This window comes from Aerosakkonema sp. BLCC-F183 (assembly GCF_041929145.1).
Lineage (GTDB): Bacteria > Cyanobacteriota > Cyanobacteriia > Cyanobacteriales > Aerosakkonemataceae > Aerosakkonema.
The window spans coordinates 1-19738 of record NZ_JBHFNU010000107.1 but is presented as its reverse complement, the minus strand read 5'-3'; the positions used below and the strand labels follow the sequence as shown (position 1 = coordinate 19738).

16 protein-coding genes are annotated in these 19738 nt (G+C 43.8%); 4 read left to right on the top strand and 12 right to left on the bottom strand.

The genetic code is table 11. From position 1 onward, the window contains the following. Positions 1-232: 232 nt before the first annotated feature. The 5 genes from rnc to ACE1CD_RS31405 all read right to left on the bottom strand — a co-directional run bounded on the left by rnc (position 233) and on the right by ACE1CD_RS31405 (position 4445). A complete protein-coding gene (gene rnc, locus ACE1CD_RS31425) occupies positions 233-1435 on the bottom strand; it encodes a ribonuclease III (protein ID WP_374791563.1) in 1203 nt (400 codons plus the stop codon). A 159-nt stretch (positions 1436-1594) separates the two neighbouring features. Continuing rightward, entirely contained in the window at positions 1595-2188 is a 594-nt protein-coding gene (locus ACE1CD_RS31420; protein WP_374791565.1) for a Uma2 family endonuclease, read from the bottom strand. Positions 2189-2238: 50 nt separating this feature from the next. After that, the gene (locus ACE1CD_RS31415) at positions 2239-3651 is read right to left on the bottom strand and encodes a sensor histidine kinase (protein WP_374791567.1); all 1413 of its coding nucleotides are present in this window, start codon (positions 3649-3651) and stop codon (positions 2239-2241) included. A 42-nt stretch (positions 3652-3693) separates the two neighbouring features. Then, complete coding sequence (locus tag ACE1CD_RS31410; RefSeq protein WP_374791569.1) at positions 3694-4146, bottom strand: ABA4-like family protein; 453 nt, start codon at positions 4144-4146, stop codon at positions 3694-3696. Between the two features lie 140 nt (positions 4147-4286). Next, positions 4287-4445, bottom strand: coding sequence for a hypothetical protein (locus tag ACE1CD_RS31405; RefSeq protein WP_374791571.1), 159 nt, complete (start codon positions 4443-4445; stop codon positions 4287-4289). 26 nt (positions 4446-4471) lie between these two features. Here ACE1CD_RS31405 and ACE1CD_RS31400 point away from each other — a divergent pair, with 26 nt between their 5' ends. Further along, positions 4472-4684 carry a hypothetical protein gene (locus tag ACE1CD_RS31400; protein WP_374791573.1) on the top strand — a complete coding sequence of 71 codons (213 nt, stop codon included), beginning with the start codon at positions 4472-4474 and terminating at the stop codon, positions 4682-4684. Positions 4685-4776: 92 nt separating this feature from the next. Here the strand turns inward: ACE1CD_RS31400 and ACE1CD_RS31395 are convergent, their stop codons facing one another. The 4 genes from ACE1CD_RS31395 to ACE1CD_RS31380 form a co-directional block, all read right to left on the bottom strand. Continuing rightward, the gene (locus tag ACE1CD_RS31395) at positions 4777-5214 is read right to left on the bottom strand and encodes a DUF4112 domain-containing protein (protein WP_374791575.1); all 438 of its coding nucleotides are present in this window, start codon (positions 5212-5214) and stop codon (positions 4777-4779) included. Between the two features lie 57 nt (positions 5215-5271). Continuing rightward, positions 5272-5493: a hypothetical protein gene (locus tag ACE1CD_RS31390; protein ID WP_374791577.1), complete on the bottom strand. Its 222-nt coding sequence runs from the start codon at positions 5491-5493 to the stop codon at positions 5272-5274. Positions 5494-5575: 82 nt separating this feature from the next. Then, positions 5576-6028 (bottom strand): acyl-CoA thioesterase, encoded by a 453-nt coding sequence (locus ACE1CD_RS31385; RefSeq protein WP_374791579.1) that lies wholly within the window; start codon positions 6026-6028, stop codon positions 5576-5578. Between the two features lie 51 nt (positions 6029-6079). Next, entirely contained in the window at positions 6080-6874 is a 795-nt protein-coding gene (locus ACE1CD_RS31380) for an inositol monophosphatase family protein (protein ID WP_374827285.1), read from the bottom strand. A 185-nt stretch (positions 6875-7059) separates the two neighbouring features. On the opposite strand from ACE1CD_RS31380, the gene ACE1CD_RS31375 reads away from it, so the two are divergent. From ACE1CD_RS31375 to ACE1CD_RS31365, 3 genes are all read left to right on the top strand, one after another. After that, the gene (locus tag ACE1CD_RS31375) at positions 7060-7875 is read left to right on the top strand and encodes an SDR family oxidoreductase (protein WP_374827284.1); all 816 of its coding nucleotides are present in this window, start codon (positions 7060-7062) and stop codon (positions 7873-7875) included. A gap of 542 nt (positions 7876-8417) precedes the next feature. Then, positions 8418-10265 (top strand): ABC transporter ATP-binding protein, encoded by a 1848-nt coding sequence (locus ACE1CD_RS31370; protein ID WP_374791585.1) that lies wholly within the window; start codon positions 8418-8420, stop codon positions 10263-10265. Positions 10266-10283: 18 nt separating this feature from the next. Beyond that, on the top strand, positions 10284-10910 hold the full coding sequence (locus ACE1CD_RS31365; RefSeq protein ID WP_374827283.1) for a hypothetical protein: 627 nt from the start codon (positions 10284-10286) through the stop codon (positions 10908-10910). On the opposite strand, the gene ACE1CD_RS31360 is transcribed toward ACE1CD_RS31365, so the two are convergent. The 3 genes from ACE1CD_RS31360 to ACE1CD_RS31350 form a co-directional block, all read right to left on the bottom strand. Next, positions 10858-13665, bottom strand: a complete 2808-nt coding sequence (locus ACE1CD_RS31360; protein ID WP_374827282.1) for a filamentous hemagglutinin N-terminal domain-containing protein — start codon at positions 13663-13665, stop codon at positions 10858-10860. The two genes, ACE1CD_RS31365 and ACE1CD_RS31360, sit on opposite strands and share 53 nt — an antisense overlap. 149 nt (positions 13666-13814) lie before the next feature. Then, positions 13815-16637: a filamentous hemagglutinin N-terminal domain-containing protein gene (locus tag ACE1CD_RS31355; RefSeq protein ID WP_374827281.1), complete on the bottom strand. Its 2823-nt coding sequence runs from the start codon at positions 16635-16637 to the stop codon at positions 13815-13817. A 145-nt stretch (positions 16638-16782) separates the two neighbouring features. Then, the gene (locus ACE1CD_RS31350; protein WP_374827280.1) at positions 16783-19575 is read right to left on the bottom strand and encodes a filamentous hemagglutinin N-terminal domain-containing protein; all 2793 of its coding nucleotides are present in this window, start codon (positions 19573-19575) and stop codon (positions 16783-16785) included. Between the last annotated feature and the right edge of the window lie 163 nt (positions 19576-19738).

Genomic DNA, 19738 nt, shown 5'->3' with positions numbered 1-19738 from the left:
ATCTTTTGTTAGATAATAAATAATTTTGTTGCAGAACAAATGGAATTCAACTATATATAAAGCTACTCACTTCGCTGTCGTCCCGCCAGGGATTCAAATCCCTGGCTAATAGCTTAAGTCCACTCAAGTGGACTCAATACTCATCTTCCAGTCCATTAAAATGGACTTTCGCTATTAGCTGGGGAATTGATTCCCCAGCGGGTGAGGATATTAGCGCAATATCCCATCAATTCTACATCATCCCTCGTTTTCTCAGCTTGGCAAGTGCATCTTCTGCCGCACTTTTTTCGGCATCTTTTTTGCTACGTCCTTTTCCTTCTCCATATTTTTTATCAGCTACGCGAACTTCCACCATAAACTCTTTAGCATGAGGTGGGCCTATCTCCTTGATTGTCAAATATTTAGGCGGAGTTTGGCCAATGTTGGCGAATACCCATTGCTGAAACAAATTTTTAGAATCTACCAAAACAGTAGGGTCTACATCAGATTGGTAAGAAACAGAATCTTCAGCTACCGAAATAAATAATTCTTGGACAAACTCACGGACTTCCTCTATCCCAGAATCTAGAAAATAAGCACCGATAATAGCTTCAAAAGTATTACTAAGCAACAAAGAGTTGTTGCGTCCTCCATCTGCTATAGTACCCTTGCCTAATCGCATCCATTTCCCTATATCCATAACTTTAGCAAACTTGGCTAACTGCTTTTCATCAACTAATTCGGAACGAAGACGGGTTAGTTGAGATTCATTCATTTCTGGGTAACGACTATAAAGAAATTCGCTGCATAGAAAACCTAGTACTGCATCTCCCAAAAACTCTAGTCGCTCATTATCATCCCTTACTTGTTTCGGATTTTCATAAAAGTATGAACGGTGAGTAAGTGCGTGTTCTAAGAGAGAAGCATCCTGGAAAGGAATTTTTTTTAGTAATTCAGCTAATCGTTCTCTAATGCGGTATTCTTCAGCTGAAACACGACGATTTTCTTGACGAACTTGTTCTTGAGATAGAATTTGTAAAACTTGTTGCTTCTGCTTTTCTACATCAATCGCTTCTGATGCAGAAATAGCTTTGAGGAGTCGAGCAATACTATCGAGAGCGCGATAGGTATCATCTGTAGAAAAGGTAGATTTGTGCGCCCATTTGTTGCGAACTTCGATTAGTTCACTTACCAAAGCGCGTTCAGCATAACCCATGTTTTTTCTAAAGACATCTTCCCACTGCTTTAAGATAACTGTCAATAAGCCAGAAACATCCTCTTGCAGAATGTCTGCTGGCTTTCGCCTCAAATTTTGATCTTTGGCTAGATAAGATGTGGCGACTGTTAACCAGCGCTCTCGGTGAATGGCCTGCATTTCCTGCTCTATATAAGTGTATAATGCCTTACATAGAAGGTTTAAAGCCCTGCCAACTTGTTCGTGATTGCTGATAGCCATTTTAAGACTTTAGATTCAACTGGACGCTATTGTGTCATTTTGAAGGTCAGGGCGTCATCGGTAGAATCAACATGAAAGTGGAAATTTATTTTTTCGCTGGCTGCCCCCAGAAACCCGGTTTCTCGAAGAAACCGGGTTTCTTTCCACCTTTGAGTTAATTTAATCATTCAATTTTTGCGGAAATACTCTACTTAAATCCAAAGATAAATCGGGAAAACAAGGTAACGCAATTATCTGATTTGGTAAAACAATTCGCCTATTTTGATAACCAAAATTTCCTTTACTGTTCTGAAAAGGTTCGCTGTGAGCTTCCAACTGATTATCCAATAAATTAAATATCCAATAATCAGATATACCCGCCTCAGCATAGAGGGACAACTTAACATTTCTGTCAAAATTCAAAGTAGAATCTGCTACTTCCATGACTAGCAATACATCACCTGGTCTGGGGTGAGCAGATAAATAATTATCATCTCGGTTTTGGAGAATCGCAAAATCTGGTTCTGGTTCACTATCATCGGGTAAAATAATCGGAGCCTGACATTGTAAAGTTCCTCTATTCCCTACCAGTCTTGGTAGTTCTCGCAATAAGTTTCTCAAACAAGTTTCGTGAGCCGTACCTTTTGCTGCCATCTCAATAATTTCTCCCTTAATTAGCTCAATCCTGTCATCTTCATGGAAAAATCCTATTTCTGTCAGCTTATGATATTCATCCAGCGTAAAACGCTTAGGTTTAGCCTGAGTTCTACTCATTTTATTTTCCTTTCAAGCACGCATTAAAGTTATTTAACATCTTAGCATAACTAGGGTTTTATTGGTATAATTAATGTAAAAATAGAACCTTTCCCTAATTGACTTTCTAACTCCACTTTTCCGCCGTGTGCGTCTGCGATCGCTTTCACAATTGCTAATCCCAAACCATAGCCTTCGGAACGTCTGCGACTGTTAGCAGCACGCGCAAAACGTTCAAAAATACGATCGCGATCGTTCGCGGCAATTCCTTCGCCAGTATCGCGAACCCAGAAACAAACATCGCCATTGTTGAGAGATGAACCGAGAGCGATCGCATCATTTTCTTTGGTATGTTGCACTGCATTTTGAGCTAAATTCATAATTGCTTGCGTCAAACGCTGACGATCGGCTACAATTTCACAAGATGCTTTAGATTCCAACTGCCAATTTCGATCGCCTAAAGCTAATGACTTCGTAAATAATTCCTCACTTAACGCCGCAACTTCCAACGTCTCTAATCTCAAAAAATCAGAACGTTCCGCTTTTGCTAACAACAACAAATCGTTAACCAAACGGTTCATTCGATCCAACTCATCCATCACCAGATCGATCGTTTCCCATTGTTCTTCCGGGTCATCACCCAACAATTCCAAATGACCGCGTATAATAGTAATTGGCGTTCGCAATTCATGCCCCGCATCATTAATAAAATTGCGCTGACTGGTAAAAGCAGCCTCCAGGCGCTCTAACATTTCATTAAAGGTAACAGTCAGTTCCGCAATTTCATCCGCACCCTGTATGGGAATGCGTCCAGTCAAATCCGACTCGCTAATCGATCGAGCAGTCGCTGTAACTAAGCGCAAAGGAACTAACACTCTTCCTGCCACAGTCCAAGTCAAAGCCGAAGTAACAGCTAATAAAATTAATGTCACGGAAAATATGACAGCCGTTACTTCATTTACCTTTTCCAAATCCTCATACATTGAATGAATGACAACAAATACTCCCTGAATTTTCCCCCCGATGATAACGGGTTCGGCTAAATAACGTATAGTATCATTTGCCGTGATTAGCTCACCTTTTTCGCGGCGGTTGAGTTGTGCCCAACGTTTTAATAAACTCTGATTATGTCGAAGTGATTCAGGCAAAGCCGCCGGACTGGATTTGTAAATTTTCCCGTTCGTTAAACCGATAATAAATTCTCCGTCAGATGGAATCTGACGAGATAAAAAAGTGTCAAATAGAGTAAAAAAGTTGCAATTATTTCCCTGACATTCTTGGATTAATTGCTGAAATTGCTTTACCTCCCGAACGAGAACTTTTTTACCTCGTTCTTCTAAGCGTACCGAAAGAACTTGACGGACAGCTAGTATAGAGATAGCACCCGATCCAGCCATCAGTATCAGATACCAAACTAGAACGCGGGTACGGATTCCGAAGAATAATTGCCGCCATCCTGAGAATTTTTTTGTTTTTATGACCACGACTTTGAGAAGTTTTTTGGTGGGCGATGCCCACCCTATATATTAAACAGCAGTTGCAGACTCAGATTCTTTGGGCGAGAAAAATTTCTGGGTTATCCAACTGGTGAAAATGTGAGAGAGCAATCCTAATGGGCCAGCGAATAAGCTCAGCGCGATCGAATGAGTCGTAAAAACTCCCGTTTTTTGCCCTTCCCAGTAAATCCAGCGCCCCACAAACAAATCCATCACCAAAAAGTGAACCCACCCAACTGCCGCCGCATTCTCATCTGCAAAGAAGCGAGCGATATCAGCCAACTGAGGATTAGCTAAAGCTTGCGCGGATTCTGGTGTAATCGAACCGAAGAGCAAATACAAATACAGTCCAGCCAGTACCACAAAAGGTATATAATATTCCATCACCTTGCGAGTGACGCCCCAGTTTGGTAGCAGAATCATCAAGGCCCAAAAGGGCAAAACGAAGAGATTAGCCGCACTAAATAGTTGATTTACCATCATCACAGATAACAGAGAGATCCTTTATATGTTACTCAGATCGAACGACAGTCCTTAGCGCTGGGCCAACATAGGAATTTTACTGCTGCTGAGGATTGCGTTTACTCAGGATAAAGACTAAAATTTCATCCTATTGGGTGAACCTAGAGTAGGAGGTGGAAGCCATCCCACAGCACACAATATAGTTTGATGCGTAAATCAAGATTTTCCGGTGAATCATATCGCAGGCGATCGCTGGAAGAGAGGCTATAAGCCATAATATACCTACCGACAGCTAAGCTGACTACCTGTTCTATACCCATAGATACTTACAAAGGAGATAACCGCAATGGTTCTAGCTAACCTATTTATTCCTCCCTTGCTGGCAATAACCACCTTTTGGACTTTTATGCACACAACAGTAGAGCGACCGACAGGAGAAATTCTGGGCGTATTCGCGCTGGTAATTATTGGTATAAGTATCGTTTGGTTTTTGGTTTGTGCGCCTTGGTTTTTAAACCTTGGCATTGCGATCGTACTCTTCCTCAATAATAGGTATTAGGTAGTAGGTATGAAAGACAATTTTTGTCAATACCTACTACCTACGGCGATTAATATAATTAAACTACTTGAGATCGGGGGGTAACCTTCCAGCTAAGAATGAACTTCTTGATAGATGCTGCGATCGCTATCTGACGAAACCCGATCGGTAATAGTAGGAGGGTTTTTTTCAAAAATTTCTGGCTCGACTATAATCAGATGTTTCTCTAAAAGCTCTAAGTTGCGGATATTGGATTTAAAATAGGCATCGAACAAATCGCCTACGAGGGGAACCGCACCCACTACAGCTTCCAAACCGATATTTAATATCATTTTGTACATAATTTGAGGCGGTAAGCCGAAACGCGCAGCCAAATAAATAATATAAGCAGAAAAGGCTGTACTGACCAGATCTCCAAGACCGGGAATTAAACCAATAATCGGGTCTAATCCAAAGCGAAAGCCTATCACTGGGATGCGGAAAGCGCTATCCATCAGGCGGCTGAATTTACGGATGCGATTTAAAGTTACAAGACGTTCGATATTGTTCATAGTTTCAATTTTTGCAACACAGACTTTCGTTAGTCTTGTACCTAAAGTAGGAATTATTTAAAATTTTTGGCGTGAAATAAAAAATGCTATTCCCAAAATGGGAATTAACCATAACAAGCTCCAGAGAAACGTACCAAATCCTCCTCCTCCAGGATTATTCATCCCGTTTGCCTCCCAGATATTTTTTGGTTTCCTGTCTTGTAGTTGGAATAGCTGAAATGATTTTTGCTCCTCAAGCAAGTCAAACGATTTTATTTGGATAGGTAAATTTGTATTCACGATATTCACCTTAACTTCTTATCAAGAGTAAAGTAGTAAATTTGGAAACACAGGTATTGCAAATAAGCAATAAGCTAACAATTTATTGCCCATTATCTATTGCTGTTACCGATTCGCCAAGTGAAGCCGGCTTAGTAGCTAGAAAGGCTTCTAACATAACAGGAGGAATAGCTTTCGGACGCATCGTTGCCAAGTTTACCCAGACCCAGGTTGCTTCTGCTTTTACCACTAAATCTTCTTTTTCTAAAATGCGAAGCTCATAACGCCGGATAGCGCGGGAACCGCGTATTTCTTGCAACCAAGTAGTAATTTCCAGGGTATCGCCAGCTACCGCAGGACGCAGATAGTCAATTTCCAGACGCCGCATTACGAATACTCCACCTAACTCGCGGTAGCGATCGACTGTAAAACCCATGTGTTCGGTATGTTCTATCCCCGCCTGTTCCAAGTAATGCTGGTAAACGGCATTGTTAACGTGACCGAGAGCATCCATTTCGTAGTGTCGCACCCGTAATTGCGTGGTGAATTTCTGCATAATTTACCTTTCAGTTTCTCCTTCTCAGAATGTTTCCTAAACACAGTGGAATTAAAGCGCGATCGCTTGCAACAAAGCATTCATCAGTTCGGGATGAGACGCACCAATCATAGTTGTAGCAGTTACATCAAAAGGCTCACCTGTAAGTTGAGCAAATACTGCCCCTGCTTCCTTCGCAATTAAATACCCCGGTATCACATCCCATAGATCGTAGGAATAAACCAAATAGGCATCTGTTCTACCCACAGCCAAAGAAGCCAAATCGTAACAAGCAGCACCCCACATTTTTAATTGAGCTATACGATTAGCAATTGCTGCTATCCCCAACAATCTAATCCGATTTTTTTCAACTCTATCTCCAGTTTTACTGAAATCGCCCATTGAAATCACAGCTTGATTTAATTCGACAGATGAATTGACAGCTATTTTCCTGCCGTTCAAATAGCTGCCGCTATTGATATGGGCAGTATACATTTCCTCAAGTTCGGGTAAATAGATAGCAGCGACAACAGGTTGTTTTTTAATTATTAGAGCTATTTGGATACCGTAAGTGGGTATTTTCCTGGCATAGTTATTAGTTCCATCTAAAGGGTCGATTACCCACGTTCTCTCATCCGTTAATGACTCCGTGTAAGATTCTTCCGATATAATTCGATCGCCTGGGAAATTTTTAGACAATTTATCAATTATGAATGACTCGATCGCATAATCGGTAGAAGTCACTAGATCGTATTCACCTTTCATATATATGTCAGCAGGTGCTTGTGCCTGTTTTATATATAAGTGGGCAGCTTCTTTGATGATTTGCGAAGCATAATCTAACTCTTCTGAATATGTATCTTTCATAAAAATATGTTATATTTTGCAGTGACAGAGACAATTTTAGATTTTAATCCAAAATCCAAAATCTAAAATCTAAAATTGTCTCGGTCATCCTCAGTAGCCGAGCGTTTTTGGGTCAGGCTATGCCAAAATATCCTTATTTGTATTACGCTGAGAGAGAAAACCTCATAACGTGGAAAAATACAGCTGTGTCCTTTCGAGTATTGGTTGCGGGAGCAACAGGCGGCGTTGGTCAAATGACGGTGGGAAAATTGCTGGAAAAAGGAGCAACAGTGCGCGTCCTCACCCGCAGTTCCCAGAAAGCTCAAAAAATGTTTGAAAACCGTGTGGAAATTGCACTCGGAGACACCCGCTATCCGGATACCCTATCACAAGCAATGCTGGATATCACCCACATTATTTGTTGTACCGGAACAACAGCTTTTCCTTCCCAAAGATGGGATTTCGATATTTCCTCTTCAGGAAATCCCATCGAACAATTGCTGGAATGGAGTCAAATTTATTTCAATACTGAATATCGCCTTAGTAAAGCGAAGAACAGTCCTGAAAAAGTTGATAGCGAAGGTGTTAGCAATCTCGTCGCTGCTGCACCATCCCATCTGCAACGCTTTGTTTTTGTCTCCTCCTGCGGTATCGAACGCAAAGAAAAATTCCCGTTCAGTTTGCTTAATGCTTTTGGCGTTCTGGATGCCAAACTTAAAGGAGAGCAAGCCATAATTCGATCGCAATTACCCTACACCATTATTCGACCGGGACGGCTGATTGATGGCCCATATACCTCTTACGACTTGAACACATTGCTAAAAGCCAGCACGGGTGGGAAGTTAGGGATTGCGATCGCTACTGGCGATACTCTATCTGGTGACAGCAGCCGTATTGATGTAGCGGCTGCTTGCGTAGAATCTCTCTACCACCCGCAAACAGAAGGAAAGGTATTTGAGTTGATTAATCAAGGCCCAAGACCCGCCGTCATGGACTGGGGTTCTCTTTTCGCACAATTATGAAGGTGTCCGGCGTCGGGGTACAAAAAAATTCATTTTTTAGGTATATATCTTCATGAAGAATACTTTTGGGTTTACTATTCTTAAAGATAGAGTTAGTCACCTTTATTAAAGTATGTCAACTATTCCCGATCGCATTAGTACTATTGAGCTATCAAAGCTGTGGATTTACAAGGCTCTACAAGAGCTGGAAGCGCAAAGAAACCTCAAGAAGCCGACTCAAGAGGATGACAACTCGAACAAGCCTAGTAATCTTGACCAGTAAGCAGGTCTTCTGCACTTAAGAAGCAAAATTAGCTAAAAAAATATTCAAAGCCTTGCTGAGTAAGGCTTTGAATATTTTTTTAGGTAAAGAAAACCAGTGAGTATGCTTGCGATCGCCTTAAAATCACATCCAGCTAGATTGCAGACAATTAAACTGATACAGGACTTATGCACGCCCAGGCTATAAAGCAGGTTTCTTCGTACATATCTATTTTAGAGAAACCCGGCTTCTTTGCCTAAGTCTATGCTAACTTAGCATAGCAAGTATGGAATAGCCAATTATGGGTTCGTGGGCTAATAACTTAATCACCAGACTCAAAAAAACAGTTTACCTGATATGCAACTACGCTAAAATTTTCTGCCGTTCCATACCCCTGTTATGGAAAGCAGCGCCAAGAGAAACTATATTTCTGGCGATCGCTCTTTTGTTGCAAAGTTTCATACCCGCTATAGCTGTTTGGATTAACAAACAAGTTGTAGATACAGTAACAGATATCTTGAGTTCGGTAAAAGAATATAATTTTTTGGCTCTAGGGAGCCTTGTTTCGCTTTGGGTGGGCACAATTTTTCTAGAAAGTCTCCTTCCACCTTGGGTAGAACTAGCTCATCGTAATATCAGCGAAAAGCTGATTGCAGACCTCAACTTGAAAATTATGTTGAAAGCTAATAGCTTTGTCGATATAAGTCGTTTTGAAGATTCCCACTTTTACGATGAATTGCAAATACTTCAAGAACAGTCGGCTTATCAACCGCGCTATTTATTGAGTGTTCTGACTGAAGGCATTCCCGAACTATTTACCATTATCAGTATGTTACTTTTAGTATCTCCGCTGGGTTGGTGGATGCCTTTATTAATTTTAGCAACATCTTTGCCGCAAACTTACGTGTCTTTCAAAATCCAATGGGATGCTTGGCAAGCACTTTCTCAAAAAAGTCCCCAAGCTCGTCGGATGCAGTATTACTCCTCATTACTGCTGACAGATATCTACGCTAAAGAAGTCCGTCTTTTTGGCATCGGTTCTTTATTTACCCAACGTTATTTAGAAGCTTTTCAAGATAAATATCAAACCATGCGTCGTCTGCGGGGTAAACAAGCTTTTGCTTTTAGCGGTTTTGCGGCTTTAAGCGCAGCGGGAAATGCCTTTGCTTTTTATTCAGTAGTGCAACAAGCTTTTACTGGCAGACTTACGCCAGGAAGCGTAATGCTTTTTATTCAATCTTTAGCTTATATCCAACAAAACCTCACTTACTTATTACATAATTGTTTCATTCTGCAAGAAACGCTCCTTTTTATGGAACGTTTTTTCAAATTTCTGATCGGCAAGAATACCATGTCCGTGACTATTCCTGCTAAACCTGTACCCAACCCGATCGAGTCAGGAATTGTTTTTGAAAATGTGAAGTTTGCTTACCCAGATGGCAGGCTTGCTTTAGCGGGAATTTCTTTTACCCTGCACCCAGGAGAAATAGTCGCTTTGGTTGGTGAAAACGGCGCGGGTAAAACTACATTAGTTAAACTGTTAGCGAGGTTATACGATCCTACTGGTGGAAATATTTGGGTAGATGGGGAAAGTCTCAAAAATTTCGATATTGCCGTATGGCGGCAGCAAATTGGTGTGCTGTTTCAAGACTTTTGTCGCTATTCACTCACAATAGGAGAAAATATTGCATTAGGCGATATTGAAGCTATGGAGGATTTAGAGCGATTAAAAAAAGCTGCTGAAAAATCGGGAATTGCAGATAAAGTTGAAAGTTTGCCAGAGCGATATTTTACTTTGTTAGGCAAGCAGTTTGGCGGCACAGAGCTTTCTGGGGGTGAGTGGCAAAAGTTGGGTTTGGCGCGAGCTTTTGTACGAGAGGAAGGTTCGCAAATTCTGATTTTAGATGAGCCGACAGCAGCGTTAGATCCCCGCAGCGAGTATGAAATTTACAGTCATTTTTTTGACTTAGTTCGCGGTAAGACGGCGATTTTAGTTACCCATCGTTTGGCTTCGGTTAAAATGGCCGATCGCATTCTCGTATTAAAAGCTGGTAAACTAATTGAAGAAGGAACTCACGCACAACTTTTGCAACAGGGGGGTGAGTACGCAACGCTTTGGAATATGCAAGTGGAACAATACAAATTTTAGTTTGAATAGCGAGAAGTGATGGCAGAAATAAAACTCGGAAAATACTTAACTTTAGAGAAGTTTTGTACCTGTAGCAATACTTATAATAAGTATGCCTCTCAAATCAATCCTTACCCGCAAAATTTGGAAGAAACGCTGACCGCTTTGCAAGATTTAAATCGATTTATTATAGAGCCAATTATTGATTTTTTCGGTATCGATAAGTTTCGGCTGACTTATGGGTTTTGTTCCAAAGATTTGAAGAAATATTTAGATAAGAAAGACCCGGAGACGGGCAAAAAGAACGGTCGAGTTGCGCCCGATATCGATCAGCACATGGCTTATGAAATCAATAAAAACGGTAAATATTATTGCCAAAGATTAGGCGCAGCTTGCGATTTTTTTATTCTTGGGGAGGGGAGCGATCGCATCATCGATTGGATCGTATCACAAAAGTTGCCCTTTGATTCTTTATATTATTACGGTGTCGATCGACCGATGCACATAAGTTATGGCCCGCAACACAAAAGAGAGATTTGGACATTCACTGCAACGGGACAACCAACACGAAAAGGAATTGACCATTGGGTAGAATTAGCCAAACAATTAAAAATTAAAGATGGCATCCAGGTGGAGTATACCAAGAACTTTGGGGAACAGTATTAGGTGCCTGCGCCACCAATTTAACTCTACCGCGATCGTCGATCGTCCATCCCGTCGCCTCCACAATCTGGGTACTGGCAATTCTCGATTCTCTCCCACTTCCCCACTCTGCCACTCCCCCTCTCCCTCCGAGTTGTACCGAACGCAGATCGCGCCAAACTGACCTCCCTCTGAGAGTTTGAGAAGGGTCGTCCGGTAAGCCGCCGTTGCCAGTAACCGTAAAGCTATTTCCCTCAGAAGCCGCACAACTGGAGACTATACTCCTACTGACATCCTCGAAATTTGCCGACAACTCTACTAAACCAGCACTGGGGTCAATATTCGGAGTATTAATTTCTACCACACCGCTAAACTGGGGCCCAAGGTCAGAAGTTGCCGTAATATCGCTCTGTGCAGTCAAACTATCCCGGAACTGAATCCCAAAAATACCTCGTGCAGTGATACTTACCCTTCCACCACCACCTTGTACTGCATTGGCAGTAATATCGCTATTTCTCAGTGCTGCCAGAGTATCGGTATTAATTGTAATATTGCCCCCAGTAGAACTACCCGCATCGGTTCTCATCCGACTTTCTTGGCGCAACTGAATATTTTGGGCGGTTAAGTTAATATTTGCTCCCGCACCCGATGTGGTTGCACCGTCAATTTTACCTCGATCGTCAAGAGCTAAAGTATTTGCCGTTACGTTGATGTTGCCAGCATTTGCGCTTCCCAACGCTTGTACGTTCACTGCTGCATCATCCCGAACAATTAATTGTCCGACATTTAAATTTATCGAACCCGCATTACCTGTAGTTAGGGGATCGATCAAAATGGTGGCAATACCAGCCGAAGCTTCTATTTTGCTGATAAACTGACCGTTACTTCTACTGCCAGCAATTTCCACTCGATCGGCATCGATCTTGATGTCTCCTGCTGTTCCTGCATTTAAAGAAGCTGTCGAAATAAGTCCCCCATCTCGCACGCTCAGCGCGGATGTAGCGATGCTCATGTTACCACCTGGGGTAGAATTTAAGGTCTGAGCGGCAAGGTAACTGGGAGTTTGTCCCCCATTTGCCAGCACGCCAGAAATACCTGATACTTCTACTGAATCCGTAGCCGTAACGAATAAATCTCCTCCCGGCCCACCAGTAGAATACACACTGTTACCAACAATCCCGCCATTAGATGAACTAATCCCCCCTCCTTGAGTGACGGTCAACCGCTTCGTGTCAATGATAATATCCCCTGCTTTACCCGTACCTGCAAGGGAATTTGTCGCGATCGCCGTTTGGAGAGTACTTCCATTAGGAGTGTTCAAAACATCCACGGATTCAGATGCTTTAATGATGATATTTCCACCATCTCCCTGACTGAAGACTACACTGGCGATCGACGCACTATCCCGAATTGTAAATCGTTCTCCCTCAAAGGTGATGTTGCCTCCCTTACCTGTACTTCCCAGAATCGTGCCGTTATCGATCGCAGAACCAACCATCTCGAAATCTCTGGCCCGGATGGTCATATTTCCTCCATTTCCCGCTCCCAAAGTAGCGCTACCCGATACAGCCCCATTTTCTATCAGCAGTCTGGGGGTATCAATTGTGATATTTCCTGATGCTCCTGCACCAGTAGTGCCAGTAATGAGAATATTTTGCCGATCGAAAGGATTTACCGTTCCCGATGCCAGAAAATTGGCTAAATACTTTTGATAGCTTTCAAATCCAATCCCTTGCACTTGCACTGAATCGCTAGCGCGGATATTCAGATCTCCTCCCGCTCCCGCTCCCAGTACGGTAGTGAAAATTTGCGATCCATCACTCACCCGCAATTTTTGCGCCGCGATATCGATGTTTCTACCATCAAGATTTCCCAAGGACAGCGCATAGATTCGCCCACCGCTAAAGGTGACATTTCCACCTCGAATATCTACTTTTCCTCCACCGATGCCACTGGTATTAACGATCGATCCATTCGATATTTGAATATTGCCGAAGTTGGCAATATTGTCATAGTTTAAACTGAGTCCGAATGGCGTGGGAGTGAAACTGACTAAACCTGGACTCGCCACGCTACCTAAAAGTATTTGTCCGGTAGAAGCAGTTAAATTGCCGCCATCGACTTGGATATCCCCACCCACCAAGGCTAATGTTTGACCGGGGGCTACGGCTAATCCTACTTTGTTATCAAAGGGAAGTGGGGTGGTCAGCGTTGGTAGATTTACTGGTGCGGTTGTTTGCGATCGATTGACGATGCTGCCTGGATTAGCTCCAAATAGCAAACCTACGGGTACGTTAATTGTCAGCAATGATGGTGCGGTAGGATTGGTTGCGCTAAATTCTCTCCCATCTGCAAATTTAATACTATTAGCGGTTGAACCGATAAAAGACCCACCAATATTTAGTTGGGCATTCTGTCCGAAAATAATTCCATTTGGATTAATTAAAAATAAATTCGCCGTGCCGTTAGCGCGAATTAATCCGTTAATATTCGAGATGTTGCTACCCGTGACTCGACTGAAGATATTTTGAATATCTAATGAGTTATTAAAAACAGCTTCCGTACCTGTGGGGACAGAAAATTCTTGAAAGCTGTGAAATAAATTGCCCCCAGCCGTTGTCCCGCCTTCAATGCGGATGCTGTTGCCATTGGGAATGGCAATGCTGTTGAGAGGTAAGGTGGTATCGGGAACTATCTGTGCGGTGGTGGAGTTGGGGTAAAACAGGCACAAGCAGGAAAGGGTAGTTGCCAAATATAGAGATCGCAAAACCAGTTTCATCTTTATTTACGGGATAATCGGTCGCCAACAGCACCCAGATCGAGTGTGAATGAGCGTTGTTTTGCTATCGACACCCGCAGCACTCATTTTACCCTTTTTGAAAAGTCAATATTTCCAAAGGATGAAATTGGCGAGCCTAGACTTAACCATCATCTTCCACCGCACCCAGGCGCATTGTACCAACTACTACCGACAATCATGGCGGAAGCATTTGCAACTAATTCCATTTCCCCTTGACCGTTCACCCGCCATCCCGTCGCCTCTACAATTGGGGTATTGCCAATTACCGATATTCTCCCCCTCTCCCGTTCTCCCCCTCTGCCACTCTCCCCAACTCCCACCAAACGCACATCCCGCCAAATCGCCCTACTTCTGAGGGCTTGCGTCGGGTCATCGGGTAAACCGCCATTGCCGGTAATTGTAAAGCTATTACCCACAGAAGTCGCACAACTAGCGACAATGCTCCTGTCTACATCGTCAAAATATGTCGATAACTCAATTAAACCAGCACTGGGGTCAATATCGGGAGTATTAATTTCCACCACACCGCTAAACTGGGGGCCAAGGTCAGAGGTGGCGGTGATGTCACTTTGCGGGGTTAGTTCATTGCGGAACTGAGTCCCAAAAATACCTTGTGCAGTGATGCTCACGCGACCGCCAGCACCTCTTTGTGCGTTAGCAGTAATATCGCTATTTTCTAAAGCTACTAAGGTGTTGGTGTCGATATTGATATTCCCACCAGTAGCATTCCCCGCATCTGTGTTAATGCGGCTGCCTTGACGTAACTGGAGAGCAAGAGATTGCAGATTTATATTTGCGCCCAGACCAGATGTAGTTCTCCCGTCAATACTGCTTTGATTGTCAAGAGCGATCGAGTCTGCTACCACATTAATATTACCAGCACTCCCCGTACCCAATGCTCGGACATTAAATATTGCCCCATCTTTAACAATCAATTCTCTTGCATTCACATTCAGCGAACCCGCATTTGCGGTAGCGTTGGGATTGTTAAAATTCGACACTGTGCCAGCCGAAGCTTCAATTCTACTACTCAACCCACTGTTTCTGCCAGTGCCTTGCACTACGATGCGATCGGCATTTAAGGTAATACTTCCTGCATCTGCTATACCCGAAGAAGCTACCGAAATCAGCGCCCCATCTCGCAAGATAAATAAAGGTGTGGAGAGGCGAATATCTCCACCTCTACCAGAACTTGCAGTGGCAGTATTCAGAGAACTCGGTGCGAAGCCGACAAACCCCAAAACACCTGACTCGCCGCTGACTTCTACAGACTCGGAAGCTGTCACAGTTAAATTTCCTCCCGGTCCCCCATTTGTAGACAAGACAGTTTGCCCGAGAATTGCACCCGTCGATAAACTAATTGCGGCTCCATCGGAAACACTCAGTCGCTTAGTATCGATCGTAATATCCCCGGCTTTCCCGTTGCCATCAAAAGAGTTTGTACCGATTGCAGTTTGTGCGGTACTTCCAGGCAAACTCCCCGACAATTCTACAGATTCAGAAGTTTTAATCGCGATATTCCCCGATGCACCATCACTGCGGCTGATGCTGACGAGATTGCTGCCATCGCGCATAATTAAACGTTGTGCCTCAATATTTATGCTTCCGCCTTGACCAGCACTGGCGCGATTTGTACCGATGCTGAGTGCTGAACTGATGAGTTCGACGGTGTTAGCGCGGATATTCATATTTCCGGCATTTCCAGTAGTAAAGGTATTGGTACCGCCCGTTGCCCCATCGCGTAGCAGCAGCCGTCCGGTGTCAATGTTAATTTCTCCAGCGGCTCCGCTACCAACAGTACCAGCACTCAGAGCAATTTGCGGGACAAATGGGTTGAACGTTCCAGAGAGCAGGTATTGGTTATAAACCTGCTGATAGGCTTCAATTCCCAGCCCGCTGATTTCTACTGAGTCAGTAGCATAGATGTTCAAATCGCTCCCCTTACCATCTCCGAGTGTCGCCGGGATAATTTGCGACCCTCGATTTATTCGCAAGTTTTCGGCATTAATATTAATATCTCTGCCATCAATATTTCCTATTGTCAATCCTAAAATTCTCGTACCGCTAATGGTGACATTTCTACCTCTAATATCTACTTTACCGCCACCGATTCCGCTGGTGTTGAGGGTCGTTCCATTTGATAAATCAATATTGCCCAAGTTGGCAACATTGTCATAATTTAAATTCAAACCGAATGGTGTCGGTACGAAGCTGACTAAACCTGGACTCGCCACGCTACCTAAAATAATTTGTCCGGTAAAGGCAGTTAAATTTCCTCCATCGACTTGGATATCGCCCCCAACTAAGGCTAATGTTTGTCCGGGTGCTACGGCTAATCCTACTTTGTTGTCAAAGGGAATTTCAAAGGGAAATGGGGTGGTTAGAGGTGGCAGAGTTACTGGTGCGGTTGTTTGCGATCGATTCTCAATTCTGCCTGGATTTTCGCCAAATTGCAACCCAATGGGCACGTTAACTGTTAGCAAAGATGGCGCGGCGGGATTCGGTGAGCTAAACTCGCTCCCGTCTGCAAATTTAATACTGTTGGCAGTTGAACTCAAGAAAGAACCACCGATATTTAATTGGGCGTTTTGTCCGAAAATTATGCCGTTGGGATTGATGATAAATAAGTTCGCCACACCGTTAGCTCTAATTAATCCATCGATATTCGAGATGTTGCTACCCGTGACTCGACTGAAGATATTTTGAATATCTAATGAGTTATTAAAAAAAGCTTCCGTACCTGTGGGGACAGAAAACTCTTGAAAACTGTGAAATAAGTTTCCCCCAGCCGTTGTACCGCCTTCAATGCGGATGCTGTTGCCATTGGGAATGGCAATGCTGTTGATAGGTAAGGTGGTATCGGGAACTATCTGTGCGGCGGCGTTGGTTGAAAGCAGCCACAAACAGGATAGGGTAGTTGCTACATAGAGCGATCGCAAAAGCAGCTTCATATGTTTTTGGGTTAAGGTCGCCAACAGCGCCTAGATCGAATGTGAATGAGCTTTCTTTTGCTATCGACACCCGCAGCACTCATTTTACCCTTTTTGAAAAGTCAATATTCCCAAAGGATGAAATTTGCCAAAAGAGTCTTAACCATCATCTCCCACCACACCCAGCTGCATTGTACCAACTACTACCGAGAATAATTTTGGAAGCATTTGCAACTAATTCCATTTCCCCCTGACCGTTCACCCGCCATCCCGTCGCCTCTACAATTGGGGTACTGGCAATTGCCGATATTCTCCGACTCGACCGCTCTCTCGCGCTCCCACTCTCCCCCACTCCCACCCAACGCACATCCCGCCAAATCGCCCTACCTCTGAGGGCTTGCGTCGGGTCGTTCGGTAAACCGCCATTGCCGGTAATTGTAAAGCTATTGCCCACAGAAGTCGCACAACTAGCGACAATGCTCCTGTCTACATCCTCAAAATATGTCGATAACTCGACTAAACCAGCACTGGGGTCAACATCGGGAGTATTAATTTCTACCACACCCCTAAACTGGGGGCCAAGGTCAGAGGTGGCTGTAATATCGCTTTGTAGGGTTAGTTCATCGCGGAACTGAGTACCAAAAATGCCTTGTGCATTGATAATGACTCGACCGCCAGCGCCTCTTTGTGCGTTAGCAGTAATATCGCTATTTTCCAGAGCTACTAAGGTATTGGTGTTGATATCGATGTTACCGCCAGTAGAATTACCTGCATCAGTTCCGATTCGACTGTTGTGGCGTAATTGGATGTTTTGTGCCTGGAGGTTAATATTTCCCCCGCCGCCTGTCTCAGTTGTACCATTAATGCTGGCTTTGTTATCAACGAGAATTGAGTCGCCTACAACGTTGAGAGTGCCAGCATTTGGCGTACCCTGCGCCCGGACATTGATCGCTGCCCCATCTCGAACAATCAATCGACCTACATTTAGATTCATTGAACCCGCATTTCCCGTAGCATTGGGAATGGGAGTACCGAGGAAATTCCCCGCCGAAACGTCAATTTGACTGATCAATTGACCGTTAAGAGCAGTGCCACTCACTTCTACGCTAGAGGCATCAATCGTGAGGTTGCCTGCATTTCCCTTACCAAAAGCAGACATAAAAATTACTCCCCCATCCCGCACAATCAGTTCAGGCGTGGCAACGTAAATATTACCTCCCTGACTGGAGCCACTGGTTTCACTGGCGAGGAAACTAATATTGTATTCTCCATTTGCCAAAACTCCAGAGATACCTGCTAACTCTACCGACTCAGAAGCCCTAATTGTCAAATTGCCTCCCGGCCCCCCAGTAGAAAAGAGACTATTGCCAAGAGTTGCACCGCTCGATACAGATATTCCGGCTCCTTCGGCAATAATCAACCGCTTGGTGTCGATGCTAATATCGCCGGCGCTGCCTTTCTCAGAGGGATCTAAAGAGGCGGCGGCGATCAAAGTTTGCAGGATACTCCCAGCAGGAGTTCTTAACACTTCTACTGATTCTGCTGCTTTAATGTTGATATCCCCTGATGCTCCCTCACTGGTGGTGGTAGTGGTGAGAATGGCACCATCACGGACGATTAATTTTTGGGCAGTAACGGTGATGTTTCCTCCTGTACCGCTACTACCCAATAATGACCCACTGCTAAGCGTAGAACCAACCTGATCGAAAACGTTGGCACGGATGTTGATATTTCCCCCATTTCCTGTACCGAAAGAGACAGTGCCTGCTACTACTCCATCGCGCATCAGCAAGCGTTGTGTATCAATCCCGATGTCTCCAGCATATCCAGCGCCAGAAGTGCCGGTGTTCAGAATAATTTGCGGATCGAAAGGGTCGATTGTTCTCAATGCTCGATAATTAACTAAAAATTGTTGATAGCTCTCAAATCCAATCCCGATCATTTCTACGGAGTCAGTAGCGCGGATGTTGATATCGCTTCCTTTGCCGGAAGCCAATGTTAGAGTGTAAATTTGCGACCCTCCCTCTAATCGCAAGTTTTGGGCATTGATATCGATACCTCTACCATCTATATTTCCCAATGTCAGTCCATAAATTCCCGAACCGCTGACTGTGACATTTCCACCTCTGATATCGACTCTGCCACCACCGATTCCGCTGGTGTTGATAAAGGAACCACCAGATATTTCAATGTTGCCAAAGTTTTGAATGTTGTCGTAGTTTAAATTCAAACCCAGTGGCGTTGGTACGAAATTCACGAAACCGGGACTTGCAACACTACTCACAATAATTTGTCCGGTAGATGCGGTTAAATTTCCTCCATCAAGTTGGATGTCGCCACCAATTAATGCTAGTGTTTGTCCTGGTTGTACTGCTAATCCTATTCGGTTGGCGTTGGGAATTGGTAGGGGAACGATCGGGATGTTTGGTGGGGCTGTAACTTGCGATACGCCTAACGGCACGCTGCGCGAACGATTCTCAATTCTGCCTGGATTTGCGCCAAATTGCAACCCAATGGGCACGTTAACTGTCAGCAATGATGGTGCGGTGGGGTGAGTAGCGCTAAATTCGCTGCCATCGACAAATCTAATACTATTTGCTGTGGAACCGATGAACGAACCACCGATATTTAATTGGGCATTCTGTCCGAAAATTATGCCGTTGGGATTGATTAAAAATAAGCTAGTTGTCCCGTTAGCGCGAATTAATCCGTTAATATTCGAGATGTTGCTACCCGTGACTCGACTGAAGATATTTTGAATATCTAATGAGTTATTAAAAACAGCTTCCGTACCTGTGGGTACAGAAAACTCTTGAAAACTGTGAAATAAGTTTCCCCCAGCCGTTGTCCCGCCTTCAATGCGGATGCTGTTGCCATTGGGAATGGCAATGCTGTTGAGAGGTAGTGTGGTATCGGGAACTATCTGTGCAGTGGTGGCTTTGGTGGAAAGCAGCCACAAACAGGATAGCGTAGTTGCTACATACTGGAGTTTAGACTAACCGCGCCCTAAAGCGCGGTTAGTCTAAACTCCTATAAATAAAAGTAAAAAGATAAAAAACAGTCGTACAAGTGTACTAATGACACAGGTACGACTGTTTGGTAGAAGCTTAAAGTTGTACCAC